The organism is Acinetobacter sp. 18QD2AZ41W (genome assembly GCF_009829025.1).
Classification (GTDB): domain Bacteria; phylum Pseudomonadota; class Gammaproteobacteria; order Pseudomonadales; family Moraxellaceae; genus Acinetobacter; species Acinetobacter pseudolwoffii.
Window position 1 is genome coordinate 157,629 of sequence record NZ_WURP01000002.1, and the last position, 18,691, is coordinate 176,319.

Below are 18,691 nucleotides of genomic sequence, written 5' to 3' on the forward strand. Positions count from 1 at the left end.
CTCTGAAGGATCATTTCGGTGATTACTCTACAAATAATAGTGCCAGACGGACTTGGTCATAGGCCATTTTAGGCGTGGTAAGTTCTACAATCGGGCGCAACTTAATCGAGCCATCATCATTAAAATGCTCAGCACTTTGACGTTTGGTTAAGCGTTTATAAATTTTACGCACCTGCTCCACCACTTCCTCACCCGGATGAGCCACCGAAATATCCAGTCCCTGCTCTTTGTGTAAACGGCCTAGATGATTAATGATTGTCGCTGGCGTCAGACCACGTTCAGTCGCGATATCCGCAACTTCATAGCCTTCTTCAAACAGTGCTCGGGTTTCATCCAGTGTGGCAGTGGCATAACTCTGCTTCGTGCCACTCTTGGAAATTTTCTTTTCATTGCGCTGGATTTCTGCTTCATTCAATGTGCCACCGCAGTGACGGATAAAGGCTTTATGCTGCGCAGTCAAATCGACATTTTCAAAATTCGCTTCGGCTTCATCAGAAAGTTCCTGAAAACGGCGATCAGCTTTAATCGCTAAACTGTCAAGTTCCAAAGCCTGTTCATTAAAGCCTTTTAAACGTAAGCCATTTAAGCTTTTCAACCGTGACAACGCCACATAACCTTGACCTTTCTCGAAAGTATGACTCAGATCAATTTCTGCTGCTTCCAAGGTCATCCCTTGAGATTTATGAATGGTAATCGCCCAGGCCAAGCGTAAAGGAATTTGCTGGAAACTGGCAATGGTTTTACCGGCTTCATTGTCTACCGACCAGGTTTCAGGCTCCACCACCAAGGTCGTGCCATCGGTCAGTTTCACTTTGGGCAGCACACCATATTCATCGTCTTCTTCAAAACTGATCACTTCACCCAGACTGCCGTTGATATAGCCCATATCAAAGTTGTTTTTTACAAACATGACTTTGGCATGCTTTTTCAAGGTTAAGGCTTCTGGTGCACGTACGGAAGATTTTAAAGTTTCAATCAGCTTTTCATTGCCATCACACTGGGCATCAAACTGGCGCGGATCATTGTCAATTTCATTCAGATGTTTAAAGTTAAGACTATCCACATCCATATTATGGGTATACAGACGCGTATAGGTATCGCCAATCTCTTGATGACGTGTTCCCTGTAATGCAGTGCGGTGTTCAGCGCTAATTGCCTGCGCACGGATCGCATTCAGAATATCATTCAGATAATCATTGCCCTGACGATGCTGCTCGGTCAGATAACACACTCGAAACTTGGCTTCGACCCAGGCTTCCGACATAAAGCAGAATTTATCGCGGTTACGCTCGTCATTCTTACCGACTGGCGGCAACTGGAAAAAATCCCCGGCCACAATCACCTGAATACCGCCAAAGGCTTCATCACTATCCTTAAAATATTTCAGCACCTGATTGACCAGATTCAGCTGCTTGGCATGCAGCATGGAAATTTCATCAATAATCAGAACTTGGGCATTTTCCAGATGTTCTTTTAAGTATTTACGCTCTTTCATGCGCTTTAAGTCATCTTCGGACAAAAAGTCTTTAATGCCGATGCCGGCCCAGGTGTGAATGGTCATACCATTCATATGCGTGGCTGCAATACCGGTCGATGCCGTAATCGCGACGGCGACTTTACGCGCTTTTAAATAATTAATATATTGATTCAGCGTATAGGTTTTTCCTGCACCCGCAGAACCGGTTAAAAAGACATTTTCTCCTGCTTTGAGTAACTTAAGGGCAGTTTCCTGTTTCATAAGAGCAATACCGTGAAAGAACGGCTATAGCCTAACGATTTTTGGCAGAAAAGTTAAGCGTCATGGCGGAAAACCACTTAATCTTGCACTTAAGCCTGCAAGTTGAGCCAGTTGATAAAATGCATCGCGATATTGCTATATTCAGCTTCTGCCTTTTGATTGTTCGGATATTCCAGCTGATCGAAGATCACTTGCCCATTGACGATCCGACAGCCCAGAATTAAAGGTAAACGCACATCCGGATGCGACATGCGAAAGGCCACATATTGCCCTTCAATAATCTGCTGGGCATAACTGGCCGCCAGACAGTTCCTGAAAACCTTGGATTCTTCCAGAATACGATCCAGATTTTTAAGCTCCTCAAAACGCCAGTTGAAATATAATAAAAATGAGGCCTGCGTCAAAGGTGACCAAGTTACGAGCGCAAACTCTTTTTTCAGCTTGGCCATCATTTCCTGCTTCTGAATCTGATCATGCCAGATCACGGCCTGAGCGAATAATCCACTCCAGCTGAGGTTTTTCGGAATCTCGTTATGACTGGAAAAATATTCCACCAGATAGTCACGCACATAACTGTCAAATACAGACTCACGCACATGTCCACTGTGTAAATAAAACAGCTGTCTAAATTCGACAAAAGGAATCCGATAGCGCTGCAACACATGATAGAAATCCCGATTCTGCTGGCTTTGAGGCTGAATATAAGCCAAGACTTCTTCTGGAAGATGCGCGGTAATTTTATATAGATGCTGCATATATGCCTGCATCACCCGGCTCAGTTGCAAATAGACTTTCTTGGTGATCTGATCATCCATTTTGACCACGTTACGCAGCAATTCTATCCATTCGTCTAGATACAGAATCGAGGGAGTGATTGCAATCCGCTGATCATCCATCGATTGACGTGTGCCTTTTAAGACCACCGCCTGATTATGCTGATGTTGAAACCAGTCATGCTGGATTGCATATTCATGCATGCTATGAATAAACAGTCGCGCAGAAACATATTGAAAATATTGCAAGGTCGCCAGAATAATCTGCGGATGAATATGATGGCTGTCTACAAAACTTAAGGCCGTCACTGCCACCCGCACGCTGCTGTGCTGAATATTGCCACTGATCCAGTCCACCACTTCGGCTGGTTGCCTGAAAATCCAGTTCACTGCACGATGACAGTCAAATAGTGGTAATCGGGCCACCTTTTTTTGCCATAAATAGGGATGATTTTCCAGAAAATTTCGTTTGGCTAATAAGTCATCGCGATGCCAGACCTCACGATTCATCAAACGGACAAAACCGAGCAGGTGGCTCTGCTCCTCGGCATGTCGATACAACAGCCGAATATCATCGCTGTGATCATTCAGTTCATGTAAATTAAAACGCTCTTCAAAAGACAAGGACATAATCCGAAACGTCGCCGGATGCAAAAGCTGTGCGGCACTAAAACAGAATTCATCCAGAGTGTCCATTAAGGACTGGATGGACAGGAACTCATCCTGCTGTAGAAATGCCAAAGAAAAAGCCTGTTGCAAGCTTTCAAGAATTTGCGGGGGAATATCCTGTTCGTCCAGAACAACGTTTTGCATGACTGGTGTTGTATACAACCCGGCCTCTATTAAATGATGATCAATAATCTCAGCCTGAACCACCGACATCTGTCGCAGGAATGCCAATACCCGTGCTGGGCCATTTACCGCTTCATAGACCTGGTTCAGAATCAGTTTGCGTAATTGCTTGGCTTTGTCACGTAAATACAGCGAATGCTGCGGTTTCAAGTCCCCAGTCAGGAAATAGATATCCTGTAAAAAAAATTCTTCTAGCGCTTCTGCTTTGTATTGCTGAAAATAAAAATGACTCTCGACCAAAACGGGTGCAGTTCCAGAGTCCAGTGCATATGCAGTATAAAACTGGATATAGAACAACCCGTCCAGCAATTCAATCCGGTATTGACCCTGCTGAATTTTTAATAGATTTTGTGCAGTCAGATGACCAATCATCGCCATCTGATCCAGATAAAGCTGGTTCAACTCCGGAGAAATCCTCAAACATTGTTGTGCCAGCAATTTTAACGGCGCTACCCAACCACCCTGTTCCATATACGCACCTATATTATTTTATTTTTATATTGAATCATGTTGAGCCCTCGATCATCGATCAGTGACTATTTGACCATACATTATGGCAGTACTCGCACAATAAAACAGCACTGCAGGATGACTTCTAAATATAGCGCATCTCAATATGTCACAACTTGGATTTACAACGAGGATTCGGTTGCCTGCTGGTCTTGCTGACGCTGCACAGTGAGCGCTGCCAACCCCGTATAAATATGCTGTTGCAAGCTATGCCGAAACTCAACCAGCTCTTCTTGCGTCTGCACCTGAGCAATCGATAGTCGTGGCATAAACTGAAAATAAAAGGGCAAGCGTTTTGGCAACAGGTGTTTGGGCAGAGAAGGAATCACATCGCCCTGACGTAGTAATTTATTGAGTTGTGGTATTTTAAGTAGTGTTTGAAAATACTTATGCTGGATAATCTTATTGGCATTAAAGCCAATCTCATAGACCTCATCCGCACCGAGAGCGGCAAAAGGGACAAGATCATAGTTGAATTCTTGCGCCAGCTTTAAAAAGCCGTAACGCTGCTTCCAGATCAGCTGATACTGCTCACCCTGACGTTTGAGCACTTCACGACCGCCACCCGGAAAGACCAGAATGGAATAGCCTTGCTGCATTGCAGCACGCACATAGGCTTGTGTTCCATCAATGGCACCAAACTTTTTCACGGCTTCACGCCACAGCGGCACATAAAAATGGCTATGATCTGCAATACTGACCACAGCCACCTTATGTTCGTTGTAGAGGTAATCAATCAGCATCGGCGCATCAAAGATGCCATACATGGAATGATTACCGACATACATTGCAGGTCGACTGGCATCCATATACTCAGCCCCTAAAAATGTCGGGGTAAAATATAACTTGGAGAAGGCACTTAAACGCCTGATCCACTGCCCGTCATGCTTGGCCTGCAATCTGTCTACTCTCTATTTATTGCGGATCATGCCACACGTTTTTGAACCAGAATCGAACCCACTGAATAACCAGCACCGAATGAACAAAGTACGCCGTATTCACCATCTTCCACTTCATGGGCAGTGCGGTGTAATGCAATGATCACGCCTGCAGAAGAAGTATTGGCAAACTCGTTCAGAATCATCGGCACCAGACCAGGTTTGGCATTTTCTTTGCCAACCACCAGTTTCAGGATCAGTTCATTCATACTGGCATTGGCTTGATGGAGCCAGAAGCGTTTCACGCCAGTCGGTGCAATCTGATTCTTCTCCAGTTGCGCTGTAATCATTTTCGCAACCAGTGGGCAGACTTCTTTAAAGACCTTACGGCCATCCTGACGGAAACGCTTGTCATCAATGTCGGCATTTTCAGAGGTATTCAAGAAACCAAAGTTATTGCGGATGTTATTCGAGAACTGGGTGAACAACTCGGAATCCAGAATTTCAAAACCGGTTTTGCTTTCAGTGTTTTCAATAATTGAAGCGGTTGCCACATCACCAAAAATAAAGTGACAGTCACGTGAACGAAAATCGGTATGTGCAGAGGTAATTTCCACATTAACCAATAACACACGACGCGCACCAGCCTTAATCGCATCATAGGCCTGTTTCAGACCAAATGTTGCTGCCGAGCAGGCCACATTCATGTCATAGGCATAGCCTTTAATTCCTAAAGCGGTTTGAATCTCGATGGCAACGGCAGGATAAGCACGTTGCAAATTCGAGCATGACAAAATCACGATATCAATATCTTCAGCAGTTACGCCTGCATTTTCCATCGCCTGCTTGGCTGCGATTACACCCCATTCTGCTTGCAGTGAAATTTCATCATCTGCACGTTCAGGTAAATTCGGACGTAAACGTTTCGGATCTAGAATACCGCTTTTTTCCGCAACATAACGGCGTTGGACACCAGATGCCTTTTCAATAAATTCTGCACTAGAACCACGACGCGCTTCAATTTCGCCTGCAGCGATTTTGTCCGCATTTTCGTGATTAAACAGTTCCACATAAGCATTTAAACTTTCAACTAATTCTTCATTGGTGATGACATTTTCCGGATGGAATAAGCCAGTACCCGTAATGCGGATGCCCATGTAAAACTCCTTCTCTGAATTACCTATATCTTAACTGATTCCAAGACGATCCCATACTTTTTGCAAGCGAGTTGGAGACACGGGTGCTTTTGTTTTCATCGGTTGTGAAAACAATGAGATTCTTAACTCCTCGACCATGAAGTACAATTCTTTCAGACGAGGGTCATCTTTAAACTTGAACAATTTTTCCATCCATTGATCAATTTGGTCAATGGCGGAATTGTCCCTTTGTAGATTATTGGGCAAGCGGTCTAAACGCAAGATCAAGGCTTTCAAATAACGTGGAAATTCGATCCATACATCGGATGGTTTACGATATACAAAGTCAGAAAGATTCATTAAATCAAGTTGATCTTCAATATCATTGATATTTTTCTCAAACACAGAATGGTCTAAAACCAATAATTTCCGGCGGATTTCCTGCCACTGGATATAAATATCTGTGATCTCTTTCAGGGTAACTTGCCCATGACTTAAGAAAGATTTTTTTACATCTTCAACCAGTTTTTGGAACTCTTGCGCATTGACAGGTAGCTCATTCATGGACACTTGCAGTGTGGCATAAACTAACATTTGTTCTAGTTGGCCCTTGTCACCGAGTGGCGAATAAGCCAGTGCCAAAGGTTTGGAGATCTGTTTTTTTAACTGGCGAATCAGGTCTCCCAGTTGCATATGCACCAGTCGGATCACCCCTTCACGATGTTTTTTGATCGCTTCCGCCTGATCGTTAAAGGTCTGAATCACCACGCCCGACTCATCTTTTTGCTCCAGTGCAGCAAAGGCTTTGGTCGGCACCAGCGCCTGATACTGCTTGACCACGACACCCGTGACTTTTTGTGAGGCTTCAAACACAAAACTTTCCGGGAAGGTTTTAAATTCACCTTTCAGCTGCTTGACCGGACTATGCGTTTCAGCCCGGCAACGTGCTTTCAGCTCTGACAAATCACGACCCTGTTCAATGACACGACCTTTTTCATCAGTGACTTTAATAAACGGCAACAGATACTGTTCGACCCGGTCAAAGCTGAAATCTTTCTCAGTGATTTGATCGCCACGTAACTGGAACGCCAGGAAACCAAAGATATGTTTCTGCAGATCCTGTACATCGACTTTTGCCATGAGTTTTCGTGCAGTATCTGGAATTGGCACCAGATTACGGCGCTTGTCCTTCGGCAAGCCTTTTAGCAATGCTTCAATCAGGTCCAGACGCCAGCCTGGAATTCCCCAGGACCAGATTGATTCATCTACCTGAGCCAAGGCTTGCAGTGGAATTTTAACTGTCGCGCCATCTTCATCATGACTCGGGTCAAAGCGATAGGTCGCTGCCAGACGAAGTTCACCATTACGTAAATAGTCAGGAAATTGCTGTGTGGTTGGACGGTCATTCAGCCATAATGCATCATCATCAACAAATAAATAACGTGGCTGCTGAGGCTCAACCGTAGCCCGCCAATCTTCAAAAGTACGGCGGCTGGCCACTTCAGCTGGCACTTTAGATGCATAGAACTGGTAAATGGTTTCTTCGTCTACCACCAGATCACGACGACGCAATTTATCCTCAACCCGTTCGACTTCTTCCAGTTTAAGCAAGTTATGCTTTAAAAATGGCGGACTAATACCGAGATGACCCGTAGTTAAAGCATCGCGTAAGAAAATTTCATGCGCCGCAGCCTGATCGACTTTTTCATAATTGATTGCTCGTTTTGGCTCAATGATCAGACCAAATAATGAAATCTGGTCATAAGCGTTCACCACACCGGCTTTTTTCGACCAGTGCGGTTCAAAATAATGATGCTTGAGCAGATCGCGGGCGGCTAGCAGTATCCATTCCGGTTCAATCTTGGCCAGAGTGCGTAAATACACTTGCGAGGTTTCCACCATCTCAAAAGCCATGACCCACGGCGTATTGCTCTTATGCAAAGTCGATGCCGGGAAAATCCGGGCTTTCTGCTGACGTACCGCCATAAACACATTACGTTCATCGGTCTTGTTGGCAATAAACGACAATAAGCCGGTGAGTAATGCACGATGCAGATTTTCATAACTGGCAGCTTTGTCATTAAATGACAGTTTTAGACCTTGAGCCAAGTCCACCAGTTGTTCATGGGTTTTTTTCCATTCACGTAAACGCAGCCAGCTCAAGAAATGATTCCGCGCAAATGTACGGCGTTTATTCTCACTCATACTTTCGCGATTGCCGTGCAATGTTTCCCAGAGTTTTATATAGAACAAAAAGTCAGAATCAGCTTCACGGAACAAGGCATGTTTCTGGTCGGCCTGCATTTGTTTGTCTGCAGGACGTTCACGCGGATCTTGCACCGCGAGCGCCGCAACAATAATCAAGACTTCGTTTAAAACACCAAAATGTGCGCCACCCAAAATCATACGGGCCAGACGTGGGTCAATCGGCATTTTTGCCATTTGCTGACCGATTTTGGTTAATCCACTGCTTTGAAGTCTCCCTTTCTCAAAGGGAGATTTAGAAGGATTTGCTTGATCATCTTCAGTTTTAGGAGAATTTTTCTCGGCCATTGCCCCCAACTCAATCAGCAACTTACGGCCATCATTCACCAGACGGTGATCCGGTGGTTCGATAAAATCAAAGTCCTCCAGCGAGCCTAAACCCAGACTCTGCATCTGCAAAATCACCGATGCCAGATTGGTACGCTTGATTTCAGGTTCAGTAAATTCCGGACGGCTCAGAAAGTCGTCTTCTGAATACAGGCGGATACAAACACCGGGCGCAATACGACCACAACGACCTTTACGCTGATTGGCTGCAGCCTGAGAAACGGCTTCAATCGGCAGGCGCTGCACCCGTGAACGATAGTTATAACGTGAAATACGCGCAAAACCACTATCAATTACATAACGAATATTCGGTACAGTCAACGCTGTTTCCGCGACGTTGGTGGCAATAATAATACGTCGCCCACCACCGGAAGGATTAAAGATTTTTTGCTGCTCTGCCAAGGCTAAACGGGCAAATAAGGTTAAGACTTCAGTATGCCGTGGTCCATGCTTGATCAGGGTTTCCTGTAGCTCGCGAATTTCCTGTTCTGTACTGGCAAAAATCAGGATATCGGCATGTTCGGGATGGCCTTTTTCTTGTGCATCCTGAAAACATTCTTCTACCGCTTTAACCACAGCACGCGGCAAGTTTTCTTCGAAGTCATCAAATTCATCATCATCGCTGCCGCCAATGCTCATTTCCGAGATCGGGCGATAACGCAGTTCAACCGGGAAACTACGGCCTTCTACTTCAAAAATGGGTGCACCATTAAAGTAATTACTAAAACGGTTTACATCCAGTGTGGCAGACGTAATGATGACTTTCAGGTCTGGACGACGCGGCAGTAACTGCTTCAGATAGCCCATAATGAAGTCGATATTCAGCGAACGTTCATGTGCTTCATCAATAATAATGGTGTCATATTTGCTTAGGTAGCGGTCATGCGTCAATTCGGCAAGCAGAATACCGTCAGTCATCAAGCGTACAATTGAATCTTGGGAACCCTGTTCAGTAAAACGCACTTTAAAGGAAATTGATTCCCCGAGTTTTTCGCCAACTTCTTCAGCAATACGCTGTGATACGCTTCGAGCCGCCAGTCGGCGTGGCTGGGTATGTCCAATCAGACCAGTCAGGCCGCGTCCAGCCAGCATGGCAATTTGCGGTAATTGTGTGGTTTTACCAGAACCGGTTTCGCCAGCCACAATAATGACCTGATGCTTTTGAATCGCGGCTATCAGCTTGTCAGCGTATTGGGTAACGGGCAAATCTTGATTCAGCTTGATGTCTGGAAGACGTTCCAGCCGCTGCCGCACTTTCAGATTGGATTTTTCAAATAGTTCCTGATACTGCTTGGCATTGGCATCTTTCCCCTTCTTCAGTCGATTTAAACGGTGACGGTCACGCGCCATTATCCATTGATCTACATTTAAATGACTCTGCACAGAGAAAACACCCACATCAAAAAACCGGAAAAGTTTATTTTACTTGGTTCATTAGCTTTCAGATAGTCGTAGTTCTGTTAAGTGCCGGACAAATTGGCTTTACTCGTCTCATTTCCCTTAATTCGGCGTAGTAAATCGAGCAAATTACCCCGCTACTCTCACCTGTCCACATGATTAAGTTTAAGCATAAACCTAATTTTTAAATTGATATCGAGAGTATTTTGAGGAAAACAGGATTTTTTTCCTGATTTGCCCTTGAATTTTTCAGTTTCAGCATCATGTTTGTTAGCACGAGGAAAAAGAGATAATTTTGTCATGAAGCCATCATCTTGATGCTGCTCAATGAACAAAGCTATTTTGTGAAAATGGAGAATTTTTACATGATTCGGTTTTTCCGATTTTTGTAATGTAAAAATACCATTTCACCAATAAAGTAAATTTCTATAAGCTAATTGAAATTCAAAACAAACCTCAATCATGGAGACAATGATGAGCTTAATTAATACTGAAGTTAAACCATTTAAAGCAACTGCATTCCAAAATGGCCAATTTATTGAAGTAACTGAAGCTGACCTTAAAGGCAAATGGTCTGTAGTATTCTTCTACCCAGCTGACTTCACTTTCGTTTGCCCAACTGAACTGGGTGACCTTGCTGACAACTACGCTGAATTCCAAAAATTAGGCGTTGAAATCTACTCAGTTTCTACTGACACACATTTCACACACAAAGCTTGGCACGATTCTTCAGAAGAAATCAAAAAAATCCAGTATGTAATGGTTGGTGATGCAAACTGGACGCTTGCTAAAAACTTTGACGTATTAATCGAAGCTGACGGCCTTGCTGATCGTGGTACTTTCGTCATCGATCCAGAAGGTAAAATCCAAATCGTTGAAATCAACGCCGGTGGTATCGGTCGTGATGCTCAAGAACTTCTTCGTAAAGTTAAAGCAGCTCAGTATGTACATGCTCACCCAGGCGAAGTTTGCCCAGCTAAATGGAAAGAAGGCGATGCAACTCTTGCTCCTTCAATCGACCTAGTGGGTAAAATCTAATTTTAATTAGATTAAACTGACTCAAAAAAACCACGCTCTTTAGCGTGGTTTTTTATAACTTTTGATTTGATTTATTTATTTTAGAAGTAATGTTTACACGCAGATTGAGTGTGTGTATTTATCCCGAAATTGCTTGAATCGTCTATTTCTTTGCGATCTATCAAACTGCGCTGAATAAGTTTTAATTTCTCGCTGCAGCTATTTTCTTACAATCCTCTGCCCATTCTTACAATATAGCTATACATCTACAGCACGGCATGGCATAAGTTCAAATGATAAGAAAATAAATATTCAGTGGAGGAACGCATATGCAAAAACTGCTTACAGTGATTTCATGGAAATATAATCCCTCAAGCCGCCACCTGAAAATCGTTTATAGTAATGGCCATACGGAACTCTATCATCCTGTACCCGAATTTATTTATGACAACCTGCTCAGACGTGACGATAAAGCTGCTTTCGTACATAAATATCTTGAATATAATTTACATTTCAATAAAGTCTGTATGGATTAAAACTCATGCGATTCACGATATCCGACCATCAGCAGACCCGCACCGATCGGTACAGTGCTGATGATAAAACGCTGATCTTGCTGAATCAGATGAATAAACTCTTCCACTTCTGCTGCATGTGAAATGACATTATCCACCACAAGCATCCCACATTTTGGCTTGAGTAATCGAGCCAAATGCTTCCAATAGCCTAGATAGGCATCGCGCTCTGCATCCAGTAAAATAAAATCAAACTGTTGCTGTGAAGCTTCTAGATATTGCTGCGCATCCATCACTTTAAAATCAATAAGATGCTCAAAACCCAATGTATTTGCATAGTGTTTCGCTTGAGTGACACGTGCTTTATCTATTTCCAGTGTGGTTATCACTGCTTGGGTCTGCCGAGCCGCTTCTGCCAGCCATAAAGTGGAATAACCGGTAGAGGTGCCAATTTCCAGAATATTTTTGGATTGTTGCGCACGAATCAGCATAGATAAAAATCGGCCTGATTCTGGCTCTATATTGCGATATCGGTGCAGGCGATCTGCCTGTTTAAGGTCATGCCTATGAAATTTTTCATATAATTCTTGCATGAATCTTTCAAATTCATCTGAATTTTGCATCACTCTTCCCTGAGTCTGTTTGGCTTAAAGTGCCTGAATCAATTTAAAGCGTTCTACTTCACGATCATCGTGGGTAGTAATGGTCTCAGTGAACATCGTTAAAGGACGTACCCAAATTGAATAATCCCCATAAAGACATTGATAAACCACCAACTTTTCTTCAGTTTCACTGTGCGTGGCGACATGAAACACCTGATAAAGCTGTCCCTTATAATGTTGATAAATACCGCGTTGTAATTCCATCATTCAATTCTCAAATATCTTGTTTTAATCTTAGCTGAAAATCCTTATTCTTGCTCTAAACTACTTGAAGATTAATCTTTCGACCCCATATAGAACTTTGAAATTAATGATGAATTTTTTAATAAATCTGTAAATCCGATCAATAAAATAAAAACAAACTGTTTTACCTATTTATTCAATTCATTTAATATCCTGTTATCAAGTAAACATTTACTCCTTTGGAGACGTTAGCAATGTTAGACCAAAATACTTCAGCTCAACTTAAAACCCTATTAGAACGCCTGGAAGGCCCAATTGAACTGGTCGCCACTCTGGATAGTTCTGACAAATCAGCCAAAATCCAAGAACTGGTGTCCGAGGTTGCTGCACTGTCTGATCTGGTGACTGCACGCTTTGACGGGAACAATGCACGTGCGCCAAGCTTTGGTATTGCTAAAGCTGGTGAAGAACCACGTGTATTCTTTGCAGGCTTGCCAATGGGCCATGAGTTCACTTCGCTGATTCTGGCATTGCTGCAAACTTCAGGTTATGCACCGAAAGTCTCTGATGAAGTGCTGGCGAATATCAAGAGCTTGGGTGTTCAATCTAACTTTGACGTGTTCGTATCATTAAGTTGCCATAACTGTCCGGATGTGGTTCAGGCACTCAACCTGATCGCCATCTATAACCCGGGCACTACAGCGACCATGATTGATGGTGCTTTCTTCCAGGATGAAGTGGAAGAACGCAAAATCATGGCAGTTCCAATGGTGTTCCAGGACAACCAGCATATCGGTCAAGGTCGTATGACTTTGGAAGAAATCGTGGCAAAACTGGACACCAACTCTGCAGCAAAAGAGGCTGAAAAGCTCAATGCTAAAGATGCCTTTGATGTACTGGTGATTGGTGGTGGCCCTGCAGGGAATACCTCTGCCATCTATGCTGCACGTAAAGGCATTAAAACAGGTATCGTGGCTGAACGCATGGGTGGTCAGGTCATGGACACCATGGACATCGAAAACTATACATCGATTCAAAAAACTCAAGGTCCCAAGTTTGCTGCTGAAATGGAAGCACATGTACGTGAATACGGTGTTGACATCATGAACCTGCAACGTGTCTCTAACATCAAAGGTGCAGATGAAACAACGAATGGTCTGGTAGAAGTGACTTTAGAGAATGGTGCCAAACTGGAATCGAAAACAGTCATCCTGTCTACAGGTGCACGCTGGAGAGAAATGAACGTTCCGGGTGAGCAGGAATACAAAACCCGTGGTGTAGCCTACTGCCCACACTGTGATGGTCCATTGTTCAAAGGCAAACGTGTTGCGGTAATCGGTGGGGGTAACTCTGGTGTAGAAGCTGCGATTGACCTTGCAGGGATTGTAGAGCATGTGACTTTGGTTGAGTTTGATAGCAAACTGCGTGCGGATCAGGTATTGCAAGACAAATTAACAAGCTTGCCAAACACCACGGTGATTAAAAATGCTTTGTCGACTGAAGTGGTGGGTGACGGTTCACAAGTGACTGCACTGAAATACAAAGACCGTACGACTGACCAAGAGCACACCGTTGAACTTGCAGGAATCTTCGTACAGATTGGTTTGTTGCCGAATACCGATTTCTTAAAAGCAACAGCGGTAGAACTTTCAAATCGTGGCGAGATCCTGATTAATGAGCGTAACGAGACCAATGTGAAAGGTGTATTTGCGGCGGGTGACTGTACTACTGTTCCTTATAAGCAGATCATCATTGCCACAGGTGAAGGCGCGAAAGCATCACTGTCTGCATTTGATTATATCATCCGTTCAGGTCAGTAATCCTTAACAAAACCCTAATAAAGCCCGCTTGAAGCGGGCTTTATTTTTCAATAACTACCGGTTTAGATTCAGTATATTTTATAAGCACTGCGTCCATTCATCTTCTTGCTAATCTTGTCATAAGCATGTCATTAATTTTGATTCTGTATAGATGGTCTGTAACTGTCGATAATCTCGTATTGCAAGCCTGTGAAAGCTCTCATATGATAGGGTGATAAATCATCTTTCATGATCGAAGAATAAAAAAGGATAACATCCTGGGAGAAGAACAATGCACTACCAATATCAATGTGCCTGCTGCGAAAAAGTAGTGGAATCTACAGAAAAATCATGTCCAGATTGCGGTTCGCATCATATTCGCAGTCCTTTTGGCTTCTGGATTTTGTGTCTAGTGGCCTGTCTTGCTACAGCGATCGTATTTAAAGTGGTGCACGTCTATGTGCAATCACAACAACAAGAAGTTCCCGTACAACACTCTATACTCGATGTTTTACAAGAAGAAAATAAAGGCCTTCGTTAATTTTATTCAGCTCTGATTGAGAGACCTGTTCCGAAAAACAGGTCTTTTTTTATGGTGTTTTAATACCAGTATCGCTATGCAGAAAAACAGCTTCATAGCTGCCAGATTTGATTTACAATAGCAATTCTTGGAATGAGAGATATGCAATGGTTCAGTTAATTAAAAAAGGTGGATTACGCGAGCGTGCCAACCGTAGCCGCAGCTATCAGGGTTCTGAAAATACCGAAACCAGCTTAAGACCCAATCGCTATCAAACAGCGGTTAAAACACAAGAAAATTTAGTGTCTTCTTCACTTATATCCACCGAATCCACTTTGGATGATCATCCAGTTAATTCATCAAAATAAGCGCGTCATACCATAACCATAACGCAAAGAGTAAAAATAGCCCGCCTGAAACGATATCAATATAACTCCCTGAACGCTGATACAGAGCTTTAATTTTCGGCTGTGAAATCAGCAACATGAGTAAAGCGAAAGTGATAAAAGTCTGCAAGGGAATAATCACCGCGAGTTGTGCTTTCAGATATTCCGAGGCTGACGAACTCAGTGCCAGTGAAAATACGCTGCTAAAATAGATCAGCGTTTTAGGATTAGAGAGGTTGGTCCATAGACCCAACATAAAGTAATTTTTGGGTTGTGCCAGTTCATTGGAATCATCTTCGGGCTGATGTTTATTCTTAAAACTGTGCACACCACCCTTGAGCATTGCCCAGCCCATTTTTGCCAGGAATATTCCACCGAGCAGCATCAAGACCTGCTGGACCCATGGAAACTGCTCGATTAAAACGGTAAATCCGGCCAGTGTCAGTACCACCCACACGACAATACCGGCCGAAATACCTGCAATAATTTTCAGGGCATTTTGGCGTGTGGTAGATGCAGCACTTTTGGCGATCAGTAGAATATCAGGGCCAGGACTTAGTTGAGCAACAAAATGCAGAAGGCAGATGGTAAAAAGCAGAGACATTAAAATAGCGTTAAATTATAAAAAATGATTATAACGTTTGTTCAAACTAATGAGAATATTCCAATAAAAAACCGAATCATCAGATTCGGCTTAAATATAACCTTTTAAACTTTGCAGATGAATATCTTATTTTGGATTGATATCTTTCATTTCAATTTTTTTCGCTTCAGGCTTCACTTCACGCGCTTCACCATCAATGATGGTTGAATCACCACGACCTGCTTGCTGGTTTTGCATATCCTGCATTTGACGCATCATCTCGGCAAAGGGGTTCTGGCCTTGCGCACCCCCCATATCGCCCATCATGCCACCCATCATTTTTTCCATCATGGCCTGCTGACGTTTCATCATCGCCTTCATCATGGCAGCTTTAAATACCTGCTGCACGGCTGGAATCAGCATTAATACCGCCAGTACATCGCTAATTAAGCCAGGAAGAAGCAGGAAGAAGCCTGCTAAAATTTTAGGTAAATTTCCTGTTAATGCAGGATCTGCATTCATCTGCCCCATTTGCATTTGCTGCATCTGTGGCATCACACCGGCCGAATATTTACGGATCAGGTTCATACCAATAAAAAATGCAGCCACAAACCAGAAAAATACGTACCACATGCTCCCGACGAGGTCACCCACGCCAATCCAGACAAATACTTCTAGGATTAAGCCTGCAAGGATAATAAGAAATAATTTCATGAAAATTAATCTAATCTCAGTAAAATAAATAATAGGATGATGTAATCAACTGCTTCATCAGGATCAAGCTTTTTTGATACGCTTATGTAACAATATGGGCATTATTCTATTTTTAAAGTGCAGGCATGTCATTAATTATTGGGATTGACCCCGGTTCTCGTTTAACTGGTTACGGAATTATCGAAAAAGACGGCTCCAAACTGACTTTTGTCGATGCCGGTACGATCCGCACAGAAACCACGGAAATGCCTGAACGTTTAAAACGAATTTTTGCCGGTATAGAGCGGATTGTAAAATTTTATGGCCCAACAGAAGCCGCGGTAGAACAGGTCTTTATGGCACAAAACCCTGACTCTGCCTTGAAACTGGGTCAGGCCCGTGGTGCTGCTGTTGCCGCGCTGGTCAATCTGGATTTAAAAGTTGCTGAATATACGGCGCGCCAGATCAAGCAGTCTGTAGTGGGTTATGGCGCTGCCGATAAAGAGCAGGTACAGATGATGGTGATGAATATTTTGAAACTCAGCATCAAACCGCAACAGGATGCCGCCGATGCACTGGCGGCTGCCATTTGTCATGCACATGCCTCGGGCAGTATGAGTAAAATGGCGGTACTCAATGCTTTGGGCGGCATGGCACGTGGCCGCAGTCGGGTCAGCAGCCGTCGTCGTTAATGTTTAGCGCCGTATTTTAAAGCCTTGAATACCTAAGTCGGATTGCAGATGCTCTGGAATAATTGCTTGTCCGATTGCACAAGCAGGCCCTTGTCAACTTTGTGCAATGATTTCCTGAAGCGGTGAATCTGCGCCAACAATAACAGCCTCCACTTCGCCACTACTTAAATTTTTCACCTAGCCTTTTAAATCGAGTGCCACAGCCTGCTCAGCAAACCAGTAGCGCTAACCCACACCTCGCACTTGGCCTGAAATTTTCAGCTTGATTGCAGACAGATTAGCCGCCTTCACGATTAACCACCTGATAAATTGCATGTTTCATGTCCTGCGCCTGCAAACCACGTTCGCCGTTTTTGGCCAGTTCATCCCCTGCCAGTGCATGCAGCGTCACAATTTCATGCAAATGAATGGATTGAGCAAATTGTGCCTTTAGACTGGCAATCATCCCGGCCAGCACATCCCCCATGCCGCCTGTTCCCATACCCGCATTCCCGGCAGTGCAAATATACAGCTGTTGTTCCAGAATCAGGCTACCTGAGCCTTTCAGCACCCATTGCCCACCATACTTCTGCCTTAAGGCATGAATCGCTTGAATCCGATCTGTTTCAATGTCCAAGGTTTTACAATCAAGTAAAGTTGCCGCTTCACCCGGATGCGGTGTACTGTAAGTTTTAGAATTTAATTGTTGCGGCTGTTTGGCTAAAAACCACAATGCATCTGCATCTAAAACAATGTCTAAGTCTGAATTTCGAATGAGATTAAACCATGCCTGATATTGCTCTTTTGCCCATTGATCACGTCCCATGCCCATACCAAAACAGACTGCATCGACCTGCTGAATTAAGGCTGTGCGCTGCTCTATGTTGAGAGCATTAATATCACGCAGCATAATATTCGGCGCACGAGACAAAATGGCGGTATGGTGTTTCGCATCACAGACAATGGTGACCTTACCTGCTCCGGCAGCAAATGCCGCTTCTGCTGCCATAATCACTGCTCCGCCCATTTCAGCATGCCCCCCCACCACCAGCACATGACCATAACTGCCTTTATGACCAAAGGCTTCACGTTTCGGTAATTTAATCTGCTGTGAGGAAAGTTTGGCAACTGGTTGCAGTTCGGCATCAACTGGAATGGCAGAAATCAGTTCAACCTTAGCGGCATATTCCTTAGCTTGTCCGGTAAACAGTCCTGCCTTTAAGCCCAAAACCGTATACGTAAAATCCGCTTTAACCGCAATAGGCAAAGGCTGACCGGTATTGGCATGCAGTCCACTCGGTATATCAACCGCGATTTTGAGACCTTTCTGGTCATTGATCAATTGGATGATGGATTGCCAGTTCGCATCCAGCTCACGATTTAAACCAATGCCAAATAAGGCATCGATATAAGCGTCATATTCATGCTTAAACTGAAAATGCGGCCCTACTTTCAATCCAGCATCCAGCGCTTCTTGCCAAGCTTTGGCCAAGTCCACTGATTGACCTTTTTCAGCCGCATAAATATCTACATCGAAACCGGCCTGTTTTAAATATTTTGCAATCAGATAACCATCGCCAGCATTATTGCCCTGACCACAACACACCGCTATTTTCTGTATATTTTTTTCTTTAAATAGCACACTCAGACGCTGTGTGACTGACCAAGCCACCTGCTGCATCAAACCATAGGAACTATTTTGCTGCTGAAACCAACGCTGCTCCCATGCTTGAATACTTTGGCTATGATAAACAGGGCTATGGTAAACTTGTTGCTGCATTTTTT

16 protein-coding genes are annotated in these 18,691 nt (G+C 43.7%); 6 read left to right on the top strand and 10 right to left on the bottom strand.

The annotated features are described in order from the left end of the window. Window positions 1-22 precede the first annotated feature (22 nt). The 5 genes from GVV58_RS03750 to hrpA form a co-directional block, all read right to left on the bottom strand. On the bottom strand, window positions 23-1,738 hold the full coding sequence (locus GVV58_RS03750) for an AAA family ATPase (protein ID WP_159516029.1): 1,716 nt from the start codon (window positions 1,736-1,738) through the stop codon (window positions 23-25). Between the two features lie 89 nt (window positions 1,739-1,827). After that, window positions 1,828-3,834, bottom strand: a complete 2,007-nt coding sequence (locus GVV58_RS03755; RefSeq protein WP_159516030.1) for a hypothetical protein — start codon at window positions 3,832-3,834, stop codon at window positions 1,828-1,830. Window positions 3,835-3,995: 161 nt separating this feature from the next. Further along, the gene (locus GVV58_RS03760) at window positions 3,996-4,772 is read right to left on the bottom strand and encodes a 1-acyl-sn-glycerol-3-phosphate acyltransferase (RefSeq protein WP_100355380.1); all 777 of its coding nucleotides are present in this window, start codon (window positions 4,770-4,772) and stop codon (window positions 3,996-3,998) included. Window positions 4,773-4,798: 26 nt separating this feature from the next. Continuing rightward, a complete protein-coding gene (locus tag GVV58_RS03765; protein WP_005170328.1) occupies window positions 4,799-5,908 on the bottom strand; it encodes a beta-ketoacyl-ACP synthase III in 1,110 nt (369 codons plus the stop codon). Between the two features lie 30 nt (window positions 5,909-5,938). Then, complete coding sequence (gene hrpA / locus GVV58_RS03770; RefSeq protein WP_171502626.1) at window positions 5,939-9,862, bottom strand: ATP-dependent RNA helicase HrpA; 3,924 nt, start codon at window positions 9,860-9,862, stop codon at window positions 5,939-5,941. A 489-nt stretch (window positions 9,863-10,351) separates the two neighbouring features. Between hrpA and ahpC the strand changes: the two genes are divergently transcribed. Then, the gene (gene ahpC / locus GVV58_RS03775; RefSeq protein ID WP_005097370.1) at window positions 10,352-10,915 is read left to right on the top strand and encodes an alkyl hydroperoxide reductase subunit C; all 564 of its coding nucleotides are present in this window, start codon (window positions 10,352-10,354) and stop codon (window positions 10,913-10,915) included. A 308-nt stretch (window positions 10,916-11,223) separates the two neighbouring features. Beyond that, a complete protein-coding gene (locus GVV58_RS03780) occupies window positions 11,224-11,430 on the top strand; it encodes a KTSC domain-containing protein (RefSeq protein ID WP_159516031.1) in 207 nt (68 codons plus the stop codon). Here GVV58_RS03780 and GVV58_RS03785 read toward each other — a convergent pair. Together GVV58_RS03785 and GVV58_RS03790 are read right to left on the bottom strand one after the other, a co-directional pair. Continuing rightward, complete coding sequence (locus tag GVV58_RS03785; protein ID WP_159516032.1) at window positions 11,427-12,032, bottom strand: O-methyltransferase; 606 nt, start codon at window positions 12,030-12,032, stop codon at window positions 11,427-11,429. The genes GVV58_RS03780 and GVV58_RS03785 overlap by 4 nt on opposite strands. 24 nt (window positions 12,033-12,056) lie before the next feature. Further along, a complete protein-coding gene (locus tag GVV58_RS03790; protein ID WP_004278919.1) occupies window positions 12,057-12,275 on the bottom strand; it encodes a DUF1653 domain-containing protein in 219 nt (72 codons plus the stop codon). 233 nt (window positions 12,276-12,508) lie between these two features. On the opposite strand from GVV58_RS03790, the gene ahpF reads away from it, so the two are divergent. The 3 genes from ahpF to GVV58_RS03805 all read left to right on the top strand — a co-directional run bounded on the left by ahpF (window position 12,509) and on the right by GVV58_RS03805 (window position 14,941). Next, a complete protein-coding gene (ahpF, locus tag GVV58_RS03795; RefSeq protein WP_159516033.1) occupies window positions 12,509-14,074 on the top strand; it encodes an alkyl hydroperoxide reductase subunit F in 1,566 nt (521 codons plus the stop codon). A gap of 271 nt (window positions 14,075-14,345) precedes the next feature. Then, a complete protein-coding gene (locus GVV58_RS03800) occupies window positions 14,346-14,594 on the top strand; it encodes a hypothetical protein (RefSeq protein WP_005097376.1) in 249 nt (82 codons plus the stop codon). A 146-nt stretch (window positions 14,595-14,740) separates the two neighbouring features. After that, a complete protein-coding gene (locus GVV58_RS03805) occupies window positions 14,741-14,941 on the top strand; it encodes a hypothetical protein (RefSeq protein WP_005097377.1) in 201 nt (66 codons plus the stop codon). Here GVV58_RS03805 and GVV58_RS03810 read toward each other — a convergent pair. After that, window positions 14,925-15,563: a LysE family transporter gene (locus GVV58_RS03810; protein ID WP_100535265.1), complete on the bottom strand. Its 639-nt coding sequence runs from the start codon at window positions 15,561-15,563 to the stop codon at window positions 14,925-14,927. The genes GVV58_RS03805 and GVV58_RS03810 overlap by 17 nt on opposite strands. Window positions 15,564-15,689: 126 nt before the next feature. Then, window positions 15,690-16,256 (bottom strand): FxsA family protein, encoded by a 567-nt coding sequence (locus GVV58_RS03815; RefSeq protein WP_005170309.1) that lies wholly within the window; start codon window positions 16,254-16,256, stop codon window positions 15,690-15,692. 125 nt (window positions 16,257-16,381) lie between these two features. Between GVV58_RS03815 and ruvC the strand changes: the two genes are divergently transcribed. Further along, the gene (gene ruvC, locus GVV58_RS03820) at window positions 16,382-16,927 is read left to right on the top strand and encodes a crossover junction endodeoxyribonuclease RuvC (RefSeq protein ID WP_159516034.1); all 546 of its coding nucleotides are present in this window, start codon (window positions 16,382-16,384) and stop codon (window positions 16,925-16,927) included. 277 nt (window positions 16,928-17,204) lie between these two features. On the opposite strand, the gene GVV58_RS03825 is transcribed toward ruvC, so the two are convergent. Further along, window positions 17,205-18,686, bottom strand: a complete 1,482-nt coding sequence (locus tag GVV58_RS03825) for an NAD(P)H-hydrate dehydratase (protein ID WP_159516035.1) — start codon at window positions 18,684-18,686, stop codon at window positions 17,205-17,207. Window positions 18,687-18,691: the final 5 nt, after the last annotated feature.